15 protein-coding genes are annotated in these 20,757 nt (G+C 51.8%); 13 read left to right on the top strand and 2 right to left on the bottom strand.

Going from position 1 to position 20,757, the window contains the following annotated elements:
- The first annotated feature begins 304 nt into the window (after positions 1-304).
- Together mog and EH207_RS14510 are read left to right on the top strand one after the other, a co-directional pair.
- Positions 305-898 carry a molybdopterin adenylyltransferase gene (gene mog / locus EH207_RS14515; protein ID WP_137714637.1) on the top strand — a complete coding sequence of 198 codons (594 nt, stop codon included), beginning with the start codon at positions 305-307 and terminating at the stop codon, positions 896-898.
- 118 nt (positions 899-1,016) lie between these two features.
- Entirely contained in the window at positions 1,017-2,363 is a 1,347-nt protein-coding gene (locus tag EH207_RS14510) for an MFS transporter (RefSeq protein ID WP_137714636.1), read from the top strand.
- 75 nt (positions 2,364-2,438) lie between these two features.
- Here the strand turns inward: EH207_RS14510 and satP are convergent, their stop codons facing one another.
- Positions 2,439-3,011: an acetate uptake transporter gene (gene satP / locus EH207_RS14505; RefSeq protein ID WP_137714635.1), complete on the bottom strand. Its 573-nt coding sequence runs from the start codon at positions 3,009-3,011 to the stop codon at positions 2,439-2,441.
- A 484-nt stretch (positions 3,012-3,495) separates the two neighbouring features.
- On the opposite strand from satP, the gene dnaK reads away from it, so the two are divergent.
- The 3 genes from dnaK (at position 3,496) to nhaA (ending at position 8,087) form a co-directional block, all read left to right on the top strand.
- Entirely contained in the window at positions 3,496-5,409 is a 1,914-nt protein-coding gene (gene dnaK / locus EH207_RS14500; protein WP_137714634.1) for a molecular chaperone DnaK, read from the top strand.
- Positions 5,410-5,539: 130 nt separating this feature from the next.
- On the top strand, positions 5,540-6,670 hold the full coding sequence (gene dnaJ, locus EH207_RS14495) for a molecular chaperone DnaJ (protein ID WP_137714633.1): 1,131 nt from the start codon (positions 5,540-5,542) through the stop codon (positions 6,668-6,670).
- Between the two features lie 217 nt (positions 6,671-6,887).
- The gene (nhaA, locus tag EH207_RS14490) at positions 6,888-8,087 is read left to right on the top strand and encodes a Na+/H+ antiporter NhaA (protein ID WP_137714632.1); all 1,200 of its coding nucleotides are present in this window, start codon (positions 6,888-6,890) and stop codon (positions 8,085-8,087) included.
- A gap of 81 nt (positions 8,088-8,168) precedes the next feature.
- Here the strand turns inward: nhaA and rpsT are convergent, their stop codons facing one another.
- Positions 8,169-8,432: a 30S ribosomal protein S20 gene (gene rpsT, locus EH207_RS14485; protein ID WP_137714631.1), complete on the bottom strand. Its 264-nt coding sequence runs from the start codon at positions 8,430-8,432 to the stop codon at positions 8,169-8,171.
- Positions 8,433-8,850: 418 nt separating this feature from the next.
- On the opposite strand from rpsT, the gene ribF reads away from it, so the two are divergent.
- The 8 genes from ribF (at position 8,851) to carB (ending at position 20,560) form a co-directional block, all read left to right on the top strand.
- Positions 8,851-9,792, top strand: coding sequence for a bifunctional riboflavin kinase/FAD synthetase (gene ribF / locus EH207_RS14475; protein WP_137714629.1), 942 nt, complete (start codon positions 8,851-8,853; stop codon positions 9,790-9,792).
- Between the two features lie 32 nt (positions 9,793-9,824).
- A complete protein-coding gene (gene ileS, locus EH207_RS14470; RefSeq protein WP_137714628.1) occupies positions 9,825-12,638 on the top strand; it encodes an isoleucine--tRNA ligase in 2,814 nt (937 codons plus the stop codon).
- Positions 12,638-13,147, top strand: a complete 510-nt coding sequence (gene lspA / locus EH207_RS14465) for a signal peptidase II (protein ID WP_137714627.1) — start codon at positions 12,638-12,640, stop codon at positions 13,145-13,147. Before ileS ends, lspA begins: the two co-directional genes overlap by 1 nt.
- Positions 13,147-13,620, top strand: a complete 474-nt coding sequence (gene fkpB, locus EH207_RS14460; RefSeq protein ID WP_137714626.1) for an FKBP-type peptidyl-prolyl cis-trans isomerase — start codon at positions 13,147-13,149, stop codon at positions 13,618-13,620. Before lspA ends, fkpB begins: the two co-directional genes overlap by 1 nt.
- Positions 13,601-14,551, top strand: coding sequence for a 4-hydroxy-3-methylbut-2-enyl diphosphate reductase (gene ispH, locus EH207_RS14455; RefSeq protein WP_137714625.1), 951 nt, complete (start codon positions 13,601-13,603; stop codon positions 14,549-14,551). Before fkpB ends, ispH begins: the two co-directional genes overlap by 20 nt.
- A gap of 349 nt (positions 14,552-14,900) precedes the next feature.
- A complete protein-coding gene (gene dapB / locus EH207_RS14450; protein WP_137714624.1) occupies positions 14,901-15,722 on the top strand; it encodes a 4-hydroxy-tetrahydrodipicolinate reductase in 822 nt (273 codons plus the stop codon).
- Between the two features lie 447 nt (positions 15,723-16,169).
- Entirely contained in the window at positions 16,170-17,318 is a 1,149-nt protein-coding gene (carA, locus tag EH207_RS14445) for a glutamine-hydrolyzing carbamoyl-phosphate synthase small subunit (protein ID WP_377805024.1), read from the top strand.
- 14 nt (positions 17,319-17,332) lie between these two features.
- Positions 17,333-20,560 carry a carbamoyl-phosphate synthase large subunit gene (gene carB, locus EH207_RS14440; protein WP_137714622.1) on the top strand — a complete coding sequence of 1,076 codons (3,228 nt, stop codon included), beginning with the start codon at positions 17,333-17,335 and terminating at the stop codon, positions 20,558-20,560.
- The last annotated feature ends 197 nt before the right edge of the window (positions 20,561-20,757 follow it).

Genomic DNA, 20,757 nt, shown 5'->3' with positions numbered 1-20,757 from the left:
CGCCCCCTATTCCGTTATTTTTCTTTCCCTTACGTGATGTTTTATCCTGTAAAAGTCACAACTGGCCCCTGTGGGTGAAAGACGCTCATTGTATTGCTGTTATTTGGTTTTTTGTTTTAGATTTCAGTTTGTTATTTTTTTTGCACCGCATTTCATTTTTGAGGTGCTATTTGATCACTATTATCTTAAGTGGCGAAAGTCGCTTTCCAAGACGGTCTCGATTGCACAAATTTTTTATCCGCATAATGGTCTGGTGGCATGAATCACATAACATTTTAATATAAATGGGTTTTAGCGAGGTTTTATGAACACATTGTACATTGGCTTGGTATCCGTTTCTGACAGAGCATCCAGCGGTGTGTATCAGGATAAAGGAATACCGGCACTGGAAACGTGGTTGTCCAGCGCCCTGACCACGCCTTTTGAAATTGAAACCCGATTGGTGCCTGATGAACAAACGGTGATTGAACAAACGCTATGCGAATTGGTGGATGAACGCGGCTGCCATCTGGTATTAACCACGGGAGGCACCGGTCCTGCCCGCCGCGATGTGACGCCCGATGCAACGCTGGCGATCGCCGATCGCGAAATGCCAGGGTTTGGGGAGCAGATGCGGCAGATAAGCCTGCGATTCGTCCCCACGGCCATTTTATCAAGGCAGGTTGGCGTGATTCGTAAGCAGGCGTTAATTCTCAATTTGCCGGGACAGCCCAAGTCGATCAAAGAAACGCTGGAAGGGTTGAAAGCTGAAAGCGGCAAGGTGGTGATGGCGGGGATTTTCGCCAGCGTGCCTTATTGCATCCAGTTATTGGAGGGGCCTTACGTTGAGACCGACCCGAAGGTGGTCGTCGCTTTTCGTCCTAAAAAAGCCATACGTGAAATACAAAATGGAGGTTAGAGGATTTCAAACACAAGATTTAGCGTTGCTGGTGTATCATAATTTTGCCGCTAGGGTAATTTTGCTTTACATAAAGCGGAAGGATTTCACTGATCACTCTCGCACGACACGGTAACTTATGACTCACGAGCATCTTCACCCCCATTCACCACATCGCCGATTAAACCGGCAAGATTATAAAACGTTGTCTCTGGCTGCGCTGGGTGGCGCGCTGGAGTTTTATGATTTCATCATCTTCGTTTTTTTCGCGGCGGTCATCGGCAATCTCTTCTTTCCGGCAGATATTCCTGAGTGGTTACGTCAGGTTCAGACCTTCGGCATCTTTGCCGCTGGCTATCTCGCTCGTCCGCTGGGGGGCATCGTTATGGCCCATTTTGGCGATCTGGTCGGGCGTAAAAAAATGTTCAGCCTGAGCATTTTGCTCATGGCTTTGCCCACGCTGGCAATGGGGATGCTCCCTACTTACGAGGCGATGGGCATCGCGGCGCCGCTACTTCTGTTGCTGATGCGTGTGCTTCAAGGCGCGGCAATCGGCGGTGAAGTCCCAGGGGCATGGGTATTCGTCGCCGAACATGTCCCACGTTCACGTATGGGTTTTGCCTGCGGCACCCTGACCGCGGGGCTGACAATGGGTATTCTGCTAGGATCGTTGGTCGCCACGTTACTGAATACCCTACTGACACCTGAGCAGATGTCGGGCGGCGGCTGGCGATTGCCATTCTTTATCGGCGGGATCTTTGGACTGGTGGCGATGTATTTGCGCCGCTGGTTGCAGGAAACGCCGATTTTTATGGCAATGCAGGCTCAAAAGAAACTGGCGGAGGCGTTACCGCTAAAAATGGTCGTAGTGAATCATCGCAGAGAGGTGGTGATTTCCATGTTGCTGACCTGGATGCTGTCCGCTTGTATTGTCGTGGTGATTCTTATGGCGCCGACCTACCTGCAAAAAGTGCACGGCGTTTCTGCGGCGCTGGCACTACAGGCAAACTGCCTGGCGACAATTATGTTGATGGCGGGCTGTATTGGCGCCGGCCTGTTTGTCGACCGCTTCGGCGCCAGTAAAATGTTTATCCTGGGCAGTTCGTTGCTGGCGCTATGCAGTTGGTTCTTCTACAGTACGGCGGCGAGCGACCTGAGTCTGCTTTTCGTCGGCTACGGGATTGTGGGATTAAGCGTCGGCGTTGTTGGCGCGGTGCCTTACGTGATGGTTCGCGCGTTTCCGGCGGAAGTCCGTTTCTCTGGCATCTCATTTTCCTATAACGTCTCCTATGCAATTTTTGGTGGTTTAACGCCGATCTTTGTCACGTTGATTATGAAGGTGACCCCGTTGGCGCCGGCATACTATGTGCTGACGCTGTCAGGCGTCGGTGTGCTGGTGGGGATTTATTTGCACCGTGATTTGAATAGTGAAAGGAGCGGCAAAGCGGACGAAGAAAAGCGTTCCCGTTCGCACGTCAGTGCGTAAGGGGTTTGCTTGCCATTCTAAAATAAAGCCCGGTCATTTGGCCGGGCTACGTCTAGCGCTGAATCGCCGTGAAACTCAGTGTGCGCCGCGAGCGCCAATTGGCAGGATGGTACGGCCGTATTGCTGGTTCAGCACTTCAGCCATCGCGAGATAAATCGCGCTTGCGCCGCAGATAATGCCTTCATAACCCGCAAAGATCAGAAGGGAGTGGTTACCGGTAAAATTACCGATGGCCAGTAAAGCAAACAGTACGGTCAGGCTGGCGAACACAAACTGCAACGCGCGGTTGGCGCGCAATGTTCCGAAGAACATAAATAGGGTGAAGATCCCCCACAGTCCAAGAAAAACACCGAGGAATTGTGCATCGCTGGCTTCCGCCAGGCCCATTTTCGGCAGCATGATAATGGCAACCAGCGTCAGCCAGAAAGCGCCGTAAGAGGTGAATGCGGTCATGCCAAAGGTATTCCCTTTTTTATATTCCAGTAATCCCGCCAGGATCTGGGCAATACCACCGTAAAAAATGCCCATGCTGAGAATAATGGAAGAAAGCGGGAAAAATCCTGCGTTGTGCAAGTTCAATAAAATAGTGGTCATCCCGAAGCCCATCAGCCCTAATGGACCGGGATTCGCCAATGTGTTCGTATTCATAAAACCTCTGTGATAACAGATAATCAAAATAATAGATGTTTTTTAAGGTGTTATCGTCCGCCATAACGCCGGGAATTTTCTTTTTTTGTGTCAGGCTATCCTGCCTTTTACCCTTGCGGGCTGTTGCGGGACAATGACAAAAGTTTTTCCTGAAAATTTTTTACAGCGAGCGCCGCATCATATCGGGCGTGCAGAACGGACACAACATGGCGAAGAAAGAATAATTTGATCCTACAGGGGATAAAGGTCATTTTTTTCATCTCTCCCCCTTGATGATGGAATTGTTGACCCCATCTTATTTTCAACCAAAACAGTTTAACCGCACCGCAAAGGTGTATGTGGGGTTGTTGAACTTGTCTGGCTGCGGTGTAACAGGCGCGGCGATGCAAGAAAAAACAAAGTTATGGCGTTGAAAAACGACATACCGTCCGCATAGTAGGTTGAGCTACCACACCGAATATGACTTTTTAGTGGAGATGTTTAGATGGGTAAGATTATTGGTATCGACCTGGGTACAACCAATTCTTGTGTCGCGATTATGGACGGTACGCAGGTTAAAGTACTAGAAAATAGCGAGGGCGATCGCACGACGCCTTCAATCATTGCTTATACGCAAGACGGCGAAACTCTGGTTGGCCAACCGGCTAAACGTCAGGCGGTCACTAACCCGAAAAATACCCTTTTTGCGATTAAGCGTCTGATTGGTCGTCGTTTTAAAGATGAAGAAGTGCAGCGTGACACCAATATTATGCCGTACAAAATCATTGCGGCTGATAATGGCGATGCCTGGTTGGAAGTGAAAGATCAGAAAATGGCGCCGCCGCAGATTTCGGCTGAAGTGCTGAAGAAAATGAAGAAAACGGCTGAAGATTATCTGGGTGAAACGATCACCGAAGCGGTGATTACCGTTCCGGCCTACTTCAACGACGCTCAGCGTCAGGCGACCAAAGATGCAGGCCGTATCGCAGGTCTGGAGGTTAAACGTATCATTAACGAACCGACGGCAGCGGCGCTGGCGTACGGTTTGGATAAAGAGGTGGGTAACCGCACCATTGCCGTATATGACCTGGGCGGCGGTACTTTCGATATTTCTATCATCGAAATCGATGATGTGGATGGCGAAAAAACCTTTGAAGTGCTGGCAACCAACGGTGATACCCACTTGGGTGGCGAAGACTTCGACAGCCGTCTGATCAACTATCTGGTTGATGAGTTCAAGAAAGACCAGGGCTTTGATCTGCGTAACGATCCGCTGGCTATGCAGCGTCTGAAAGAAGCGGCGGAAAAAGCCAAGATTGAATTGTCTTCCGCGCAACAGACGGATGTGAATCTGCCGTACATCACCGCGGATGCCACTGGCCCGAAACACCTGAACATCAAAGTGACTCGCGCCAAACTGGAATCGCTGGTGGAAGATTTGGTGAATCGTTCTCTGGAACCGTTGAAAGTGGCTTTGCAGGATGCCGGGTTGTCTGTGTCAGAGATTCAGGACGTGATTCTGGTTGGCGGTCAGACTCGTATGCCGCTGGTACAGAAGAAAGTGGCTGACTTCTTTGGTAAGGAGCCGCGCAAAGACGTGAATCCGGATGAAGCGGTTGCTATCGGCGCCGCGGTTCAGGGCGGTGTTCTGTCTGGTGATGTGAAAGACGTTTTGCTGTTGGACGTGACTCCGCTGTCTTTGGGTATCGAAACCATGGGGGGGGTGATGACGGCGCTGATTGCCAAAAACACCACTATCCCGACCAAACACAGCCAGGTGTTCTCGACGGCGGAAGACAACCAGTCTGCGGTAACCATTCACGTGCTACAGGGTGAGCGTAAACGTGCGCATGACAACAAGTCGCTGGGCCAGTTTAACCTGGATGGTATCCAGCCTGCGCCGCGCGGTATGCCGCAGGTCGAAGTGACCTTTGATATTGATGCCGATGGTATCCTGCACGTTTCCGCGAAGGACAAAAACAGCGGTCGCGAGCAGAAGATCACCATCAAAGCTTCCTCCGGTCTGAATGAGGAAGAAATCCAGAAGATGGTTCGTGATGCTGAAGCAAATGCAGAATCAGATCGTAAGTTTGAAGAGCTGGTTCAGACGCGCAACCAGGGCGATCACCTTTTGCACAGTACGCGCAAACAGTTGGAAGAAGTGGGCGATAAACTGGCTTCCGACGATAAAGCCGCCATTGATGACGCACTGAAAGCGCTGGAAGGTTCGCTCAAAGGCGAAGACAAAGCGGATATCGACGCCAAGATCCAGGCGCTGGTTCAGGTTTCCGGCAAATTGCTGGAAGCGTCTCAGCCGCAGGCTCAGGCCGGCGCTGAAGGCGCCAGCGGTGATGCTTCTGCTGGTAAAGACGACGACGTCGTTGATGCTGAGTTTGAAGAAGTAAAAGATAAAAAATAATCGCCCTTTGAGCGGGCGTAGTGACAGTGACATACCCGAATTTAAAGGGAGAAAGACTGTTGCTGACAACCAGCACGGGCGTTGAGGAAACTCTGCGCCCGTGCACGCATGTTGAGGGCAGGATAAAAGCATGGCGAAGCAAGACTATTACGAGAGTTTAGGCGTTTCTAAAGGTGCCGATGAGCGTGAAATAAAGAAGGCGTATAAGCGTCTGGCAATGAAATATCACCCGGATAGAAACCCGGGAGATAAAGAAGCGGAAGCTAAGTTTAAAGAGATCAAAGAAGCCTACGAAATTCTTACCGATCCTCAGAAACGCGCTGCTTATGATCAATATGGTCATGCCGCCTTCGAGCAAGGCGGTATGGGAAGCGGCGGCGGCGGCTTTAGTGGCGGCGCCGATTTTGGTGATATTTTTGGCGACGTTTTCGGTGATATTTTTGGTGGCGGACGCCGCCAGCGCGCAAGCCGCGGTTCCGATTTACGCTATAACATGGAACTGTCATTGGAAGAGGCTGTCCGTGGCGTCACCAAAGAGATCCGTATTCCTACGCTGGAAGAGTGCGACGTGTGCCACGGCAGCGGCTCGAAGCCGGGCAGTTCACCGGTTACCTGTCCGACCTGTCACGGTAACGGTCAGGTACAGATGCGTCAGGGCTTCTTTACGGTGCAGCAGGCTTGTCCGCACTGTCATGGGCGCGGCAAGATTATTAAAGATCCGTGCATTAAATGCCACGGTCATGGCCGCGTAGAGAAGAGCAAAACACTGTCGGTGAAGATTCCTGCGGGTGTGGATACCGGTGACCGTATCCGCCTCTCTGGGGAGGGAGAAGCCGGAGAGCACGGCGCGCCAGCGGGTGATTTATACGTCCAGGTACAGGTGAAAGCGCATCCGATTTTCCAACGCGAAGAGAACAACCTCTATTGCGAAGTGCCAATCAATTTTGCGATGGCGGCGCTGGGTGGCGAAATCGAAGTGCCGACGTTGGATGGACGGGTGAAACTGAAAGTTCCGGCGGAAACCCAAACCGGAAAACTGTTCCGTATGCGTGGTAAAGGCGTTAAGTCTGTTCGCGGCGGCGCACAGGGTGATTTACTGTGTCGGGTGGTGGTGGAAACGCCGGTTAATCTGAACGAGCGTCAAAAGCAACTGTTGCAAGAGCTTGAGGAAAGCTTTGGCGGCCCGTCAGGAGAAAGGAACAGCCCGCGATCCAAAAGCTTTTTCGACGGTGTGAAGAAGTTTTTCGACGATCTGATTTAAGCTAAATAGTCGTTCGGCGGTGGTAAAACAAAAAAACCGGCTGGTAGCAACAACCAGCCGGTTTTTTATGGTTCTAACCAAATTGTTATCTTTTTCTCTTACCCGTTTTTTTCGTTTTGAACCGCTTTCAATGAGTGGTGGAGTTGCGTAACTTTACTCTATACGATGAGGGTACAAGGCAGGAGTGTCCAGCTCCTTGAAATGGAGATTGCATCACATGATAAATATGCTTCGCCGCTTTACCAGTCTTGATGCCGCGGCGGGTTTGATGCTGCTTGGTGCGACGGTACTGGCCATGATGTTGGCGAATCTTTCTTTTAGTGCGGATGGCTATCAGCAGCTTTTGACGATACCGGTGGAAATCCGCTTTGGCGCATTGGAAATCAACAAGAATCTGCTGTTGTGGATCAATGACGGCCTGATGGCGATTTTCTTCCTGATGATTGGCCTTGAGGTCAAACGCGAGTTGATGGAAGGCACATTGGCAAGTCGCAGTCAGGCATTACTGCCTCTCGTTGCGGCTGTTGGCGGTATGATATTCCCCGCACTGATCTTTCTATTATTTAACTTTAACGACGCCGATACGCGTTCTGGCTGGGCGATCCCTACGGCAACGGATATCGCGTTTGCTATTGGCGTTCTGATTTTATTAGGAAAACGCGTTCCTCCCGGATTGAAAGTATTTTTATTGGCGCTGGCCATTATCGACGATCTGGGGGCAATTCTGATTATCGCGCTGTTCTATACCCAGCAGATATACTGGCCGGCATTAGGTGGCGCTATATTGGCTGTTGCAGTATTGGCGTACATGAATAGTCAGAATGTGATGAAAACATCCGCTTACTTGCTGATAGGGATCGTGCTGTGGATCTTCATTCTGAAATGCGGCGTGCATGCGACGTTGGCTGGCGTGATAGTTGGTTTTTTTATTCCTTTACGCGCCGCAGATAGTCAGCATTCGCCGGCAACCGCGCTGGAACATGGCCTGCATGTTTGGGTTTCTTTCCTGATTATTCCGCTCTTTGCTTTTGTTAACGCGGGGATCGCGCTGGAGGGCATCGAGATCGGGAGACTTTTTTCACCGCTGAGTTTCGGTATCGCGGCGGGATTGCTGATTGGTAAACCGTTAGGCGTCACGTTGTGTAGTTGGCTGGTGATAAAATCAGGGTATGCCCGATTGCCTGCTGGCGTGAACTTCGGTCAGATCATGGCGGTGTCTGTGCTGTGCGGTATAGGCTTCACAATGTCAATTTTTATCACACTGCTGGCGTTTACCAATAGCGATGCCGAATTTATTACTTATGCAAAACTAGGGATCTTGCTGGCGTCAGGATTGGCGGCATTTTGGGGCTATATCGTGTTGCGTTGCACGCTACCTAAACTGCACCACGCGCTGGATTCCGTGCCCCAGCGTTAACAAGCGTGGATGAGCAATTTATAGAAGACGCAAAAAAACCGGCCTGGGCCGGTTTCTTTAACAATAATACACGAAACGCGATTATTGCATGGCGTTGATGCGTGCGATCAGATTGGATTTATGACGCGCAGCTTTGTTTTTGTGGATCAGGCCTTTGCTTGCCTGACGATCCACGATCGGTTGCATATCATTAAACGCATTCTGTGCCGCTTCTTTATCGCCAGTAGCGATCGCCGCATATACTTTCTTGATGAAAGTACGCATCATGGAGCGACGGCTTGCATTATGCTTACGGCGCTTCTCAGACTGTACGGCGCGTTTCTTAGCTGATTTGATATTAGCCAAGGTCCAACTCCCAAATATTTTCTATTGAGGACAATTCAAAGGCCGAGGAATATGCCCTTTTAGCCTTCGTTTGTCAATGGATTTGTGCAAATAAGCGCCGTTTGTACGTCGACGCTTGTTACGTTGTGATGGCGCAGGATTTTAACAGCTTCACGCGGTGGAATACAGCTTTTCGCATCATAAATTCCCTCCGATGCTATCAAACCGCGATAAAACAATTAATCATGGATAAACCCTTTGTCGGAATACCCTGGTTCTTGGGGGTAATCGCCGATGATCCGTGCCAAAACAGCAAAAATAGCAACAGCATCCAAAATGCTGACGGCAAAAGGCGTTAATCGCGGGTTAACCTTACTCGCTGTACAAGGTATAATCCGCCGATTTCCATTATTTTAACCCATATTGTTCTGAGCCAGCCATGCAGCTAATTCGCGGTATACACAATCTTCGGACGCACCATTATGGCTGTGTGCTTACTATTGGTAATTTTGACGGCGTGCACCGCGGACATCAAATGTTGCTGGAACGCTTGAAGCAGGAAGGGCAATCGCGCGGTTTACCCGTCATGGTAATGATTTTTGAACCGCAGCCGCTGGAGTTGTTTTCTGCTGAAAGAGCGCCCGCGCGTCTGACTCGCCTGCGCGATAAAGTGAATTACCTGGCAAAGGCTGGGGTGGATTACCTGCTGTGCGTGAAGTTTGATGCGCGTTTTGCCGCCAACGATGCCCAAACGTTTGTATCCAAACTGCTGGTGGAAAAACTGGGCGTCCGGTTTCTGGTGGTTGGCGATGACTTTCGTTTTGGCGCTGGTCGGCAGGGTGATTTCCTGTTATTACAAAGCGCCGGGCTCAAGGCAGGGTTTGAGGTCATCAGCACCGACTCATTCTGTAACGGCGGCAAACGAGTGAGCAGTACGGCGGTTCGTGAGGCGCTCAGCCATGATGACTTAACGCTGGCGGAAAGTCTGTTGGGGCATCCCTACAGTATTTCCGGGCGTGTAGTGCATGGTAATGAATTAGGGCGGACGATCGGTTTTCCGACCGCCAATTTGCCGTTAAAACGCCAGATTTCGCCAGTCAGCGGCGTTTATGCCGTCAGTGTATATGGTCTGGGCGATGTACCCTTGCCAGGCGTTGCCAATATTGGTACGCGTCCGACGGTAACGGGAGACAAGCGCCAGCAGCTTGAAGTGCATTTACTGGATGTGACGATGGATCTGTATGGTCGTTATATTGAAGTGGTACTCCGTAAAAAGATACGTAATGAACAGCGTTTTGCCTCGCTTGAAGCATTAAAGCAGCAAATCGCTGATGATGTGGTGACGGCCCGGATATTTTTTGGGTTAAAGACACCGGTTTAATTTTTCTAGCCGAAAACGAAATCGAGAATCTAATGAGTGATTATAAGACTACCCTGAATTTGCCGGAAACAGGGTTCCCGATGCGTGGCGATTTGGCCAAGCGTGAACCTGACATGCTGAAACGCTGGTATGAGCAGGATCTGTACGGGGTTATTCGTAATGCCAAAAAAGGTAAAAAAACCTTCATTCTGCATGATGGTCCTCCGTATGCGAATGGCAGCATTCACATTGGTCACTCGGTTAACAAGATTCTTAAAGATATTATCGTCAAGTCTAAAGGTCTATCCGGCTACGACTCTCCTTACGTACCGGGCTGGGACTGCCATGGCTTGCCTATCGAACTGAAAGTCGAACAACTGATCGGTAAGCCGGGAGAGAAGGTGAGTGCGGCGGAGTTCCGCGCCGAGTGCCGTAAATATGCCGCCGAACAGGTCGAGGGTCAGAAAAAAGACTTTATTCGCCTGGGCGTGTTGGGTGACTGGACGCATCCTTATCTGACGATGGATTTTCAGACTGAAGCGAACATTATCCGTGCGCTGGGCCGTATCATTGAAAACGGCCACCTGCATAAAGGCGCGAAGCCGGTTCACTGGTGTGCCGACTGTGGTTCTGCGCTGGCCGAAGCAGAGGTGGAATATTACGATAAGACCTCTCCTTCCATTGATGTGGCGTTTGGCGCCATTGATGCCGCTGCGGTTTGTGCAAAATTCGGCGTGAGTCAGGTCGAAGGGCCGCTTTCGCTGGTTATCTGGACCACCACGCCGTGGACACTGCCCGCGAACCGTGCGATCGCGCTGAATTCAGAATTTATTTATCACCTGGTGCAAATCGAAGGACAAGCGCTGATTTTGGCCGCCGATCTGGTTGAGAGCGTCATGAAGCGTCTGGGTGTGGCGCATTGGCAGGTTCTAGGCGAATGCAAAGGCAGTGATCTGGAGCTGCTGCGCTTTCAGCATCCGTTTATGGGCTTTGATGTTCCGGTGATTCTGGGTGAACACGTCACGCTGGACGCGGGGACGGGGGCGGTGCATACCGCGCCGGGACATGGCCCGGAAGACTATGTTATCGGTCAGCAATATGGATTGGAAATCGCCAATCCGGTAGGGCCGAACGGCTGCTATCTGACCGGGACTTATCCTGAGCTGGACGGTAAGTTCGTCTTTAAAGCCAACGACATCGTTGTTGAAATTCTGCGTGAAAAAGGCGCTTTGCTGCATATTGAAAAACTGCTGCACAGCTACCCGTGCTGCTGGCGTCACAAAACGCCCATCATCTTCCGTGCGACGCCGCAGTGGTTTGTCAGCATGGATCAGAAAGGCCTGCGTCGGCAGTCGCTGTCTGAAATCAAAGGCGTGCAGTGGATTCCTGACTGGGGACAGGCGCGTATTGAAGCGATGGTGGCTAACCGTCCTGACTGGTGTATTTCCCGTCAGCGCACCTGGGGCGTACCGATGTCGCTGTTTGTTCACAAAGAAACGGAGGAACTGCACCCGCGTACCGGTGAACTGATTGAGGCCGTCGCCAAACGTGTTGAGCAGGACGGCATCCAGGCATGGTGGGATCTTGACCCGGCCGATGTGCTGGGGGCCGACGCCGAGCATTACGTCAAAGTCCCGGACACGCTGGATGTGTGGTTTGACTCCGGCTCGACGCATGCTTCCGTGGTGGGTGTGCGCCCTGAGTTTAACGGGCACGCGGCGGATATGTATCTTGAAGGTTCCGATCAGCATCGCGGTTGGTTCATGTCTTCACTGATGATTTCGACGGCGATCAAAGGCAAAGCTCCCTACCGTCAGGTGTTGACGCACGGTTTCACCGTTGATGGTCAGGGACGTAAAATGTCCAAGTCGATCGGCAATACCGTCAGCCCTCAGGACGTGATGGATAAGCTGGGCGCCGACATTCTGCGTTTATGGATCGGCTCAACCGATTACTCAGGCGAGATTGCGGTTTCCGATGAAATTCTGAAACGCTCCGCCGATGCCTATCGCCGTATTCGTAACACCGCGCGTTTCCTGTTGGCCAACCTGAACGGGTTCGACCCGAAGTTGCATAGCGTGAAACCTGACGAGATGGTGGTCTTGGATCGCTGGGCGGTTGGCTGCGCGAAAGCGGCGCAGGAAGAGATTATCGAAGCTTACGAGAGCTATGATTTCCACCGTGTCGTACAACGTCTGATGCAATTCTGCTCCATTGAAATGGGGTCGTTCTATCTGGACATCATCAAGGATCGTCAGTACACGGCAAAAGGCGATAGCGTTGCCCGCCGCAGTTGCCAGACGGCGCTGTATCATATTTCCGAAGCATTGGTTCGCTGGATGGCGCCGATCCTGTCGTTCACCGCGGACGAGATCTGGAACTACCTGCCGGGTGAGCGGGCTCAATATGTCTTTACCGAGGAGTGGTATGACGGCTTGTTCGGCCTGGATTCGGCTGAAACCATGAATGACGTTTTCTGGGCGGATATTCTGAAAGTGCGTAGCGAAGTAAACAAAGTGATTGAGCAGGCGCGTAATGACAAACGTGTCGGCGGATCGCTGGAAGCTGCCGTCACGTTATATGCCGATGCTAATCTGGCGGGTAGATTGAATCGATTACATCAGGAACTGCATTTTGCGCTGTTGACCTCGAAAGCGTTGGTTGAGCGGTATGAAAATGCGCCTGTCGAAGCGCAAGATACGGAACTCTCCGGCCTTAAAATTGCCTTAAACAAGGCGGAAGGGAACAAGTGTCCTCGCTGCTGGCACTATGAGTCAGATATCGGAACTCACGCCGATCATCCTGACATTTGTGGTCGCTGCGCAACTAACGTCGGCGGCAATGGAGAAGAGCGTAAATTTGTCTGATGAATAAATCGATCTGTTCGAGTGGATTGCGCTGGCTTTGGCTGGTGCTGGTTGTTTTCGCTATCGACTTTGGCAGCAAACAGTGGATTCTCACTCACTTTGCCCTGGGGGATACGCAGCCTCTGTTTCCTTATCTAAACCTGCACTATGCGCGGAATTATGGCGCGGCGTTCAGCTTTCTGGCGGATAAAGGCGGCTGGCAGCGCTGGTTCTTTGCGGGGGTCGCGGTGGCGATTGTGGTCGCTTTACTGGTGATGATGTATCGTGGCAGTGCGCAGCAAAAGTTAAATAACATTGCTTACGCACTGATTATCGGCGGTGCGTTAGGCAATCTGTTTGACCGGACATGGCATGGATTTGTGGTGGATTTCATCGACTTCTATGTGGGGGACTGGCATTTTGCCACCTTCAATCTGGCAGACACGGCCATTTGTATCGGCGCGGCTCTGATTGTGCTGGAAGGCTTTTTCAATCCGCATGGTGATACCGTCAAACAAAAAGGTCACTGATGTCTGAGACAGTACAAAGTAACAGCGAGGTGCGGGTGCACTTTATCCTGACGCTGGCGGATGGTTCTGCGGCGGAGTCCACCCGTGAAAGCGGTAAACCTGCGCTGTTCCGCCTGGGTGATGGCAGTTTGTCCAGTGAACTGGAAAAGAACCTACTGGGACTCAAGTGCGGCGACAGGCGTCAGTTCACACTATCGGCAGAATCCGCTTTTGGCCTGACGAATCCCGATCTGATTCAATTCTTTCTGCGTCGTGATTTTGCCGAAACCGGTGTGCCGGATGTGGGCACCATTATGTTGTTCAGCGGTATAGGCGGTGATGATATGCCAGGGATTATCCGTGAAGTGGCGGAGGAGTCCATCACGGTGGATTTCAACCACCCGCTGGCAGGTCAGGCTATTACGTTCGATCTGGAAGTATTGGCGATCGCCCCTTCTCGGCAGGAGGTTCCCCATGCAAATTTTGCTGGCTAACCCACGTGGTTTCTGTGCTGGCGTCGATCGGGCTATCAGCATTGTCGAACGGGCGCTGGAGATATACGGCACGCCGATCTACGTTCGTCACGAAGTGGTGCATAATCGCTATGTGGTTAACGGGTTACGTGAGCGTGGCGCGATATTCATCGAGCAGCTCAATGACGTGCCGGATGGTTCGATTCTGATTTTCTCTGCGCATGGCGTTTCTCAGGCGGTGCGCGCTGAAGCAAAAAGCCGTGATTTGACGGTCTTTGACGCCACCTGTCCTTTAGTGACCAAAGTGCATATGGAAGTAGCCCGGGCCAGCCGCAAAGGCACTGAGGCGATTCTTATCGGGCATGCGGGTCATCCTGAAGTGGAAGGCACGATGGGTCAGTACAGTAACGCCGAGGGCGGGATGTACCTGGTTGAGTCGCCCGAAGATGTCTGGCAGTTGCAGGTCAAGGATGCAACCAACCTCTGCTTTATGACGCAGACAACGTTATCGGTTGACGATACATCGGCGGTGATTGACGCGCTGCGCGCACGGTTCCCGCAAATTGTCGGTCCGCGTAAAGATGATATCTGCTATGCCACCACGAATCGTCAGGAAGCGGTGCGCAATCTGGCGGAGGAAGCGGATGTCGTGCTGGTGGTAGGGTCAAGGAACTCTTCCAATTCCAACCGTCTGGCTGAATTGGCTCAGCGGGCGGGCAAGGCGGCCTATCTGATAGATGCGGCGGAAGACATTCAGGAAAGCTGGTTAATCGGCGTATCGCGCGTCGGCGTTACGGCAGGCGCCTCCGCGCCGGATATTCTGGTTCAGCAGGTCATTAAACGTTTACAGGCGCTAGGCGGCAGGATTGCTGTTGAAATGCAGGGGCGTGAAGAGAATATCGTCTTTGAAGTACCGAAAGAGCTACGTGTGGAAGTGAAACAAGTCGATTAAGTTTATTCTGACGGTGGCGCGTTCCGCTCCACCGTCCTTTCCATTTTTGTCTGTCTTTAACCTGTGCAGTGTTTGATTAACCATTGGTAACGAGTAACGAAAAATGCATGTTTATGCGTTAACGTATTTGATGGTTTTTTTTGTGCGCAGAGGTATCCTGAAGATATCTTTATGGCGATTCACGTGTCTACCGACGGTTTTCACGATGATGAACGCATGGTTTTCCCGGTTTTACTCCTCTTCGCGCATAATTTTCTAATCTGGACATAAATACACTGGCGATAGCGCTTCACGCCCGTTAACCTGATGTCATGTTCAAAACGGAATTATTTAAAGAGAGAGAGAAATTATGAAGGATTCATCCATCCGTATTGCGATTGCGGGCTCTGGCGGTCGTATGGGACGTCAGTTGATTCAGGCTGTCGCTCAAACCGAAGGCGCCGTATTGGGTGCCGCGCTGGAGCGAGCCGGGTCGTCTCTGGTCGGGACTGACGCAGGGGAACTGGCCGGGCTGGGCAACACGGGAGTGGTGGTCAGCGATAGTCTGGATGCTGTGCGCGATCGCTTTGATATTCTGATTGATTTCACTCGTCCCGAAGGCACACTGGCGCATTTGGCTTTTTGCCGTCAGCATCGTAAGTCCATGATTATTGGCACTACGGGATTCGATGAAGCAGGTAAAGCGGCGATTGCGCAGGCCGCTGAAGATATCGGCATCGTGTTCGCGGCCAACTTCAGCGTGGGGGTCAACGTCATGCTTAAGCTGTTGGAGAAAGCCGCCAAAGTCATGGGGGACTATACCGACATTGAGATCGTTGAAGCGCACCATCGGCACAAAGTGGATGCGCCTTCAGGGACGGCGCTGGCGATGGGCGAAGCGATTGCCGGTGCGTTGGGGCGCGATCTTAAAACGTGTGCAGTATATGCGCGGGAAGGCCATACCGGTGAACGCCATCCGAAAAGTATTGGTTTTGCCACTATTCGGGCGGGCGATATCGTTGGCGAGCATACGGCGATGTTTGCGGATATCGGCGAGCGCATCGAAATCTCCCATAAGGCTTCCAGTCGCATGACCTTTGCAAATGGCGCAGTGAGGGCGGCTGTTTGGCTGAGTGATATAAAAAGTGGTCTTTTTGATATGAGGGATGTGCTCTCGCTTGATGATTTATAGTAGTTTACTTATTTTTTTAAGTTTATAACCTAATGATAAAAGTAGCGATTTATAACCGTTACTTTTATTAAATTCATTTCTGATTAATTTTCACATTGTGATATTTATTTTATCCATTTTTATTCGTTTTTCAGACCTTATTGATCCGTTCGAAATCCACAAACGGCCTATGTTGGTTGATTATCAATCATATTTTAGCAATCTCGGTTAGCAACCGTTTACTTGACCCAGTTAATGTGTTTTTTCAGGGTTGTGAGCGGTTATTTACGCCAGAAAGCATAAAAAGGCGAGAAAAAAGACGGTTGGAGTAGACAAGTTGGCAGGGCATCATTAAAATGCGCCCAATTTGCCAAAAATTTACCTGACAGGTAATTTTTGCATTGATTTAGAACGGTGAGTCTGAATTAATATGCAAATAACATGATTTTTTATTCCTTGGAGGGTGTTTTGATTAAGTCAGCGCTATTGGTTCTGGAAGACGGAACCCAATTCCACGGTCGGGCCATTGGGGCGCAAGGGACGGCAGTGGGGGAAGTGGTCTTCAATACGTCGATGACCGGTTATCAAGAAATCCTTACTGATCCTTCCTATTCTCGCCAGATAGTCACGCTCACTTATCCTCATATTGGTAATGTCGGCACAAATGCCAGCGACGAAGAATCTCCTTCCGTACATGCTCAGGGCCTTGTTATTCGCGACCTGCCGCTGATTGCCAGTAACTACCGCAGTGAAGAAAACCTGTCCGATTACCTCAAGCGCCATAACATTGTCGCCATCGCTGATATTGATACCCGCAAACTGACCCGTCTACTGCGAGAAAAAGGCGCCCAGAACGGCTGTATTATCGCGGCCGATGCGCCGGATGCGGCCCTGGCGCTGGAAAAAGCCAAAGCGTTTCCGGGTTTGAAAGGAATGGATTTGGCAAAAGAAGTGACGACGGCTGACAGCTATGGCTGGTTGCAGGGGAGTTGGACGCTGGAAGGTGAACTGCCCGTCGCCAGACAGGAAGCCGAGTTGCCTTACCATGTTGTCGCTTATGATTACGGTGTGAAGCGCAACATCCTGCGCCTGCTGGTGGACAGAGGCTGCCGTCTGACCGTCGTTCCGGCGCAAACCTCTGCGGAAGACGTATTGAAACTTAACCCGGATGGGATTTTCCTGTCCAACGGTCCGGGCGACCCAGAGCCTTGTGACTACGCTATCCGCGCGATTAAAACTTATTTGGAAACGGATATCCCGGTGTTTGGTATTTGTCTGGGTCACCAGTTGCTGGCATTGGCCAGCGGCGCACAGACGATAAAAATGAAGCTTGGTCACCACGGCGGCAATCATCCGGTGAAAGATCTGGATAACAACCGCGTGATGATCACCGCACAGAACCACGGTTTTGCCGTTGATGAAAATAATTTGCCCGACACGTTGCGTGTGACCCACATATCGCTGTTTGATCATACGGTACAGGGGATTCACCGTACCGATAAGCCGGCGTTCAGTTTCCAGGGGCACCCGGAGGCCAGCCCCGGCCCGCATGATGCGGCGCCCTTTTTCGACCACTTCATTGAATTGATTCAGACTTACCGTTCTTCAGCAAAATAATCAGGAGCGAGAAAATGCCAAAACGTACAGATATTAAAAGCATCCTGATCCTCGGCGCCGGTCCGATTGTTATCGGGCAGGCGTGTGAATTTGACTACTCAGGCGCGCAGGCGTGTAAAGCGCTGCGTGAAGAGGGCTACCGCGTCATTCTGGTGAACTCCAATCCGGCCACCATTATGACCGACCCGGAAATGGCCGATGCGACCTATATTGAGCCGATTCACTGGGAAGTCGTGCGCAAAATCATTGAGAAAGAGCGCCCGGACGCGGTACTGCCGACCATGGGCGGCCAGACGGCGCTGAACTGTGCGCTGGAACTGGAGCGTCAGGGCGTGTTGGCCGAATTCGGCGTCACGATGATTGGCGCGACCGCCGATGCGATTGATAAAGCGGAAGATCGTCAGCGCTTTGATAAAGCGATGAAGAAAATTGGTCTGGATACGGCGCGTTCCGGTATCGCACATAATATGGAGGAAGCGCTGGCTGTGGCGGCGGACGTGGGTTTCCCCTGCATTATTCGTCCTTCCTTTACCATGGGCGGCACCGGCGGCGGTATCGCCTATAACCGTGAAGAGTTTGAAGAAATCTGCGAACGCGGTCTGGATCTTTCCCCGACGAAAGAACTGCTGATCGACGAATCTCTGATTGGTTGGAAAGAGTATGAGATGGAAGTGGTTCGCGACAGGAACGACAACTGCATCATCGTCTGCTCCATCGAAAACTTCGATGCGATGGGTATTCACACCGGCGACTCCATCACCGTAGCCCCGGCGCAAACCCTGACCGACAAAGAATATCAAATCATGCGTAACGCTTCGATGGCGGTACTGCGTGAGATTGGCGTGGAAACCGGCGGTTCCAACGTGCAGTTCTCGGTTAACCCGAAGAACGGCCGTCTGATTGTCATCGAAATGAACCCGCGTGTTTCCCGCTCTTCGGCGTTGGCATCCAAAGCGACCGGGTTTCCGATCGCGAAAATCGCCGCCAAGCTAGCGGTGGGTTACACGCTTGACGAACTGATGAATGATATTACCGGCGGTCGTACGCCAGCGTCCTTCGAGCCGTCCATTGACTATGTCGTCACCAAGATCCCGCGCTTCAATTTCGAGAAGTTCGCTGGTTCAAACGATCGCCTGACCACGCAGATGAAATCCGTCGGTGAAGTCATGGCGATTGGCCGCACGCAGCAGGAGTCATTACAGAAAGCGCTACGCGGCCTGGAAGTCGGCGCTACCGGCTTTGATCCGAGAGTCGGACTGGACGATCCCGAAGCGTTGACCAAAATTCGTCGTGAGCTGAAAGACGCCGGCGCCGAGCGTATCTGGTATATCGCCGATGCGTTTCGTGCGGGAATGTCCATTGATGGCGTATTCAACCTCACGAATATCGATCGCTGGTTCCTGGTTCAGATTGAAGAACTGGTTCGTCTGGAAGAACAGGTGGCGGAAAAAGGCGCTGCCGCGCTGGATGCCGACTTCCTGCGGCTGCTGAAGCGTAAAGGCTTTGCCGACGCGCGTCTGGCGAAACTGGCGGGCGTGGCGGAAAGCGAAATCCGCAAGTTGCGGGACAGGTTCGATCTGCATCCGGTTTATAAACGTGTCGACACCTGTGCGGCGGAATTCTCAACCGATACCGCCTATATGTATTCCACTTATGAAGATGAGTGTGAAGCCAATCCGAATCAGGATCGCGACAAAATTATGGTGTTGGGCGGCGGTCCAAACCGTATCGGTCAGGGCATTGAATTCGATTACTGCTGCGTACACGCTTCGCTGGCGCTGCGTGAAGACGGTTATGAAACCATTATGGTCAACTGTAACCCTGAAACGGTTTCTACCGATTACGACACCTCCGATCGTCTGTACTTTGAACCGGTGACGTTGGAGGACGTGCTGGAAATCGTCCGTATCGAAAAACCGAAAGGCGTGATCGTTCAGTACGGCGGTCAGACGCCGTTGAAGCTGGCGCGAGCCCTGGAAGCCGCAGGCGTTCCGGTGGTTGGCACCAGCCCGGACGCCATTGACCGCGCTGAAGACCGCGAGCGTTTCCAACAGGCGGTAAACCGTCTGGGGCTGAAACAGCCGGCGAACGCCACCGTAACGGCGATTGAGCAGGCCGTGGAAAAAGCGCGCGATATCGGTTATCCGTTGGTGGTGCGTCCTTCATATGTGCTGGGCGGCCGCGCAATGGAGATCGTCTATGACGAAATCGACCTGCGCCGTTACTTCCAGACCGCCGTCAGCGTTTCCAACGATGCGCCGGTATTGCTGGATCGCTTCCTTGATGATGCTATCGAAGTCGACGTGGATGCCGTCTGTGATGGTGAGCGCGTATTGATCGGCGGCATTATGGAACACATCGAGCAGGCAGGCGTCCACTCCGGTGACTCGGCCTGTTCTCTGCCGGCTTATACGCTGAGCAAGGAAATTCAGGATGTGATGCGTCAGCAGGTTGAAAAGCTGGCGTTCGAGCTTGGCGTTCGCGGACTGATGAACGCGCAGTTCGCGGTGAAAAATGATGAAGTTTATCTGATTGAGGTTAACCCGCGTGCGGCGCGTACCGTCCCGTTTGTCTCTAAAGCCACTGGTGTTCCGTTGGCGAAAGTGGCTGCCCGCGTGATGGTCGGACAAACGCTGGCTGAGCAGGGCGTTACCCAGGAAGTCATCCCGCCGTATTACTCAGTGAAAGAAGTGGTACTGCCGTTCAATAAATTCCCTGGCGTTGACCCGCTTCTGGGACCGGAGATGCGTTCTACCGGTGAAGTGATGGGCGTGGGGCGCACCTTTGCGGAAGCCTTTGCCAAAGCGATGCTGGGCAGCAATTCGCAGATGAAAAAAAATGGGCGTGCGCTGTTGTCAGTGCGTGAAGGCGACAAAGCTCGCGTGGTGGATTTGGCCGCTAAGCTGATAAGGTTCGGTTTTGAGCTTGATGCGACGCACGGCACGGCGATTGAGCTGGGTGAAGCCGGCATTAATCCTCGTCTGGTAAACAAGGTTCATGAAGGACGTCCACACATTCAGGATCGCATCAAAAACGGTGAATACACCTATATTGTCAACACCACGGCAGGTCGTCAGGCGATTGAAGATTCCAAACTGATTCGCCGTAGCGCGTTGCAGTATAAGGTTCACTACGATACGACCATGAACGGCGGTTTCGCCACCGCGATGTCGTTAAACGCCGATCCTACCGAGAAAGTGACCTCGGTGCAGGAAATGCACGCGTTGATCAAAAGTTGCTAATCAAGCGGCGTGTATGAGAAATAGAAAGGACCGGCGTTAATACGCCGGTCCGAAAACCAATTACGTCTCCCCTTTCGGATCATGTTCGCCTCCTCTAAGCCTCTTTTGATGTCAGGCTCGTGTCCGGCATGGCGCAACTGCCTGATTTTATCTAGGTCTTTTTGTTCCACGGACGGGTGAGAAGAAAGTTGTTCCAA

Origin of the sequence: Brenneria rubrifaciens (assembly GCF_005484945.1) — a bacterium.
Taxonomy (GTDB): Bacteria; Pseudomonadota; Gammaproteobacteria; order Enterobacterales; family Enterobacteriaceae; genus Brenneria; species Brenneria rubrifaciens.
The sequence above is the reverse complement of the archived record's forward strand: the minus strand, read 5'-3'. Positions and strand labels throughout refer to the sequence as shown.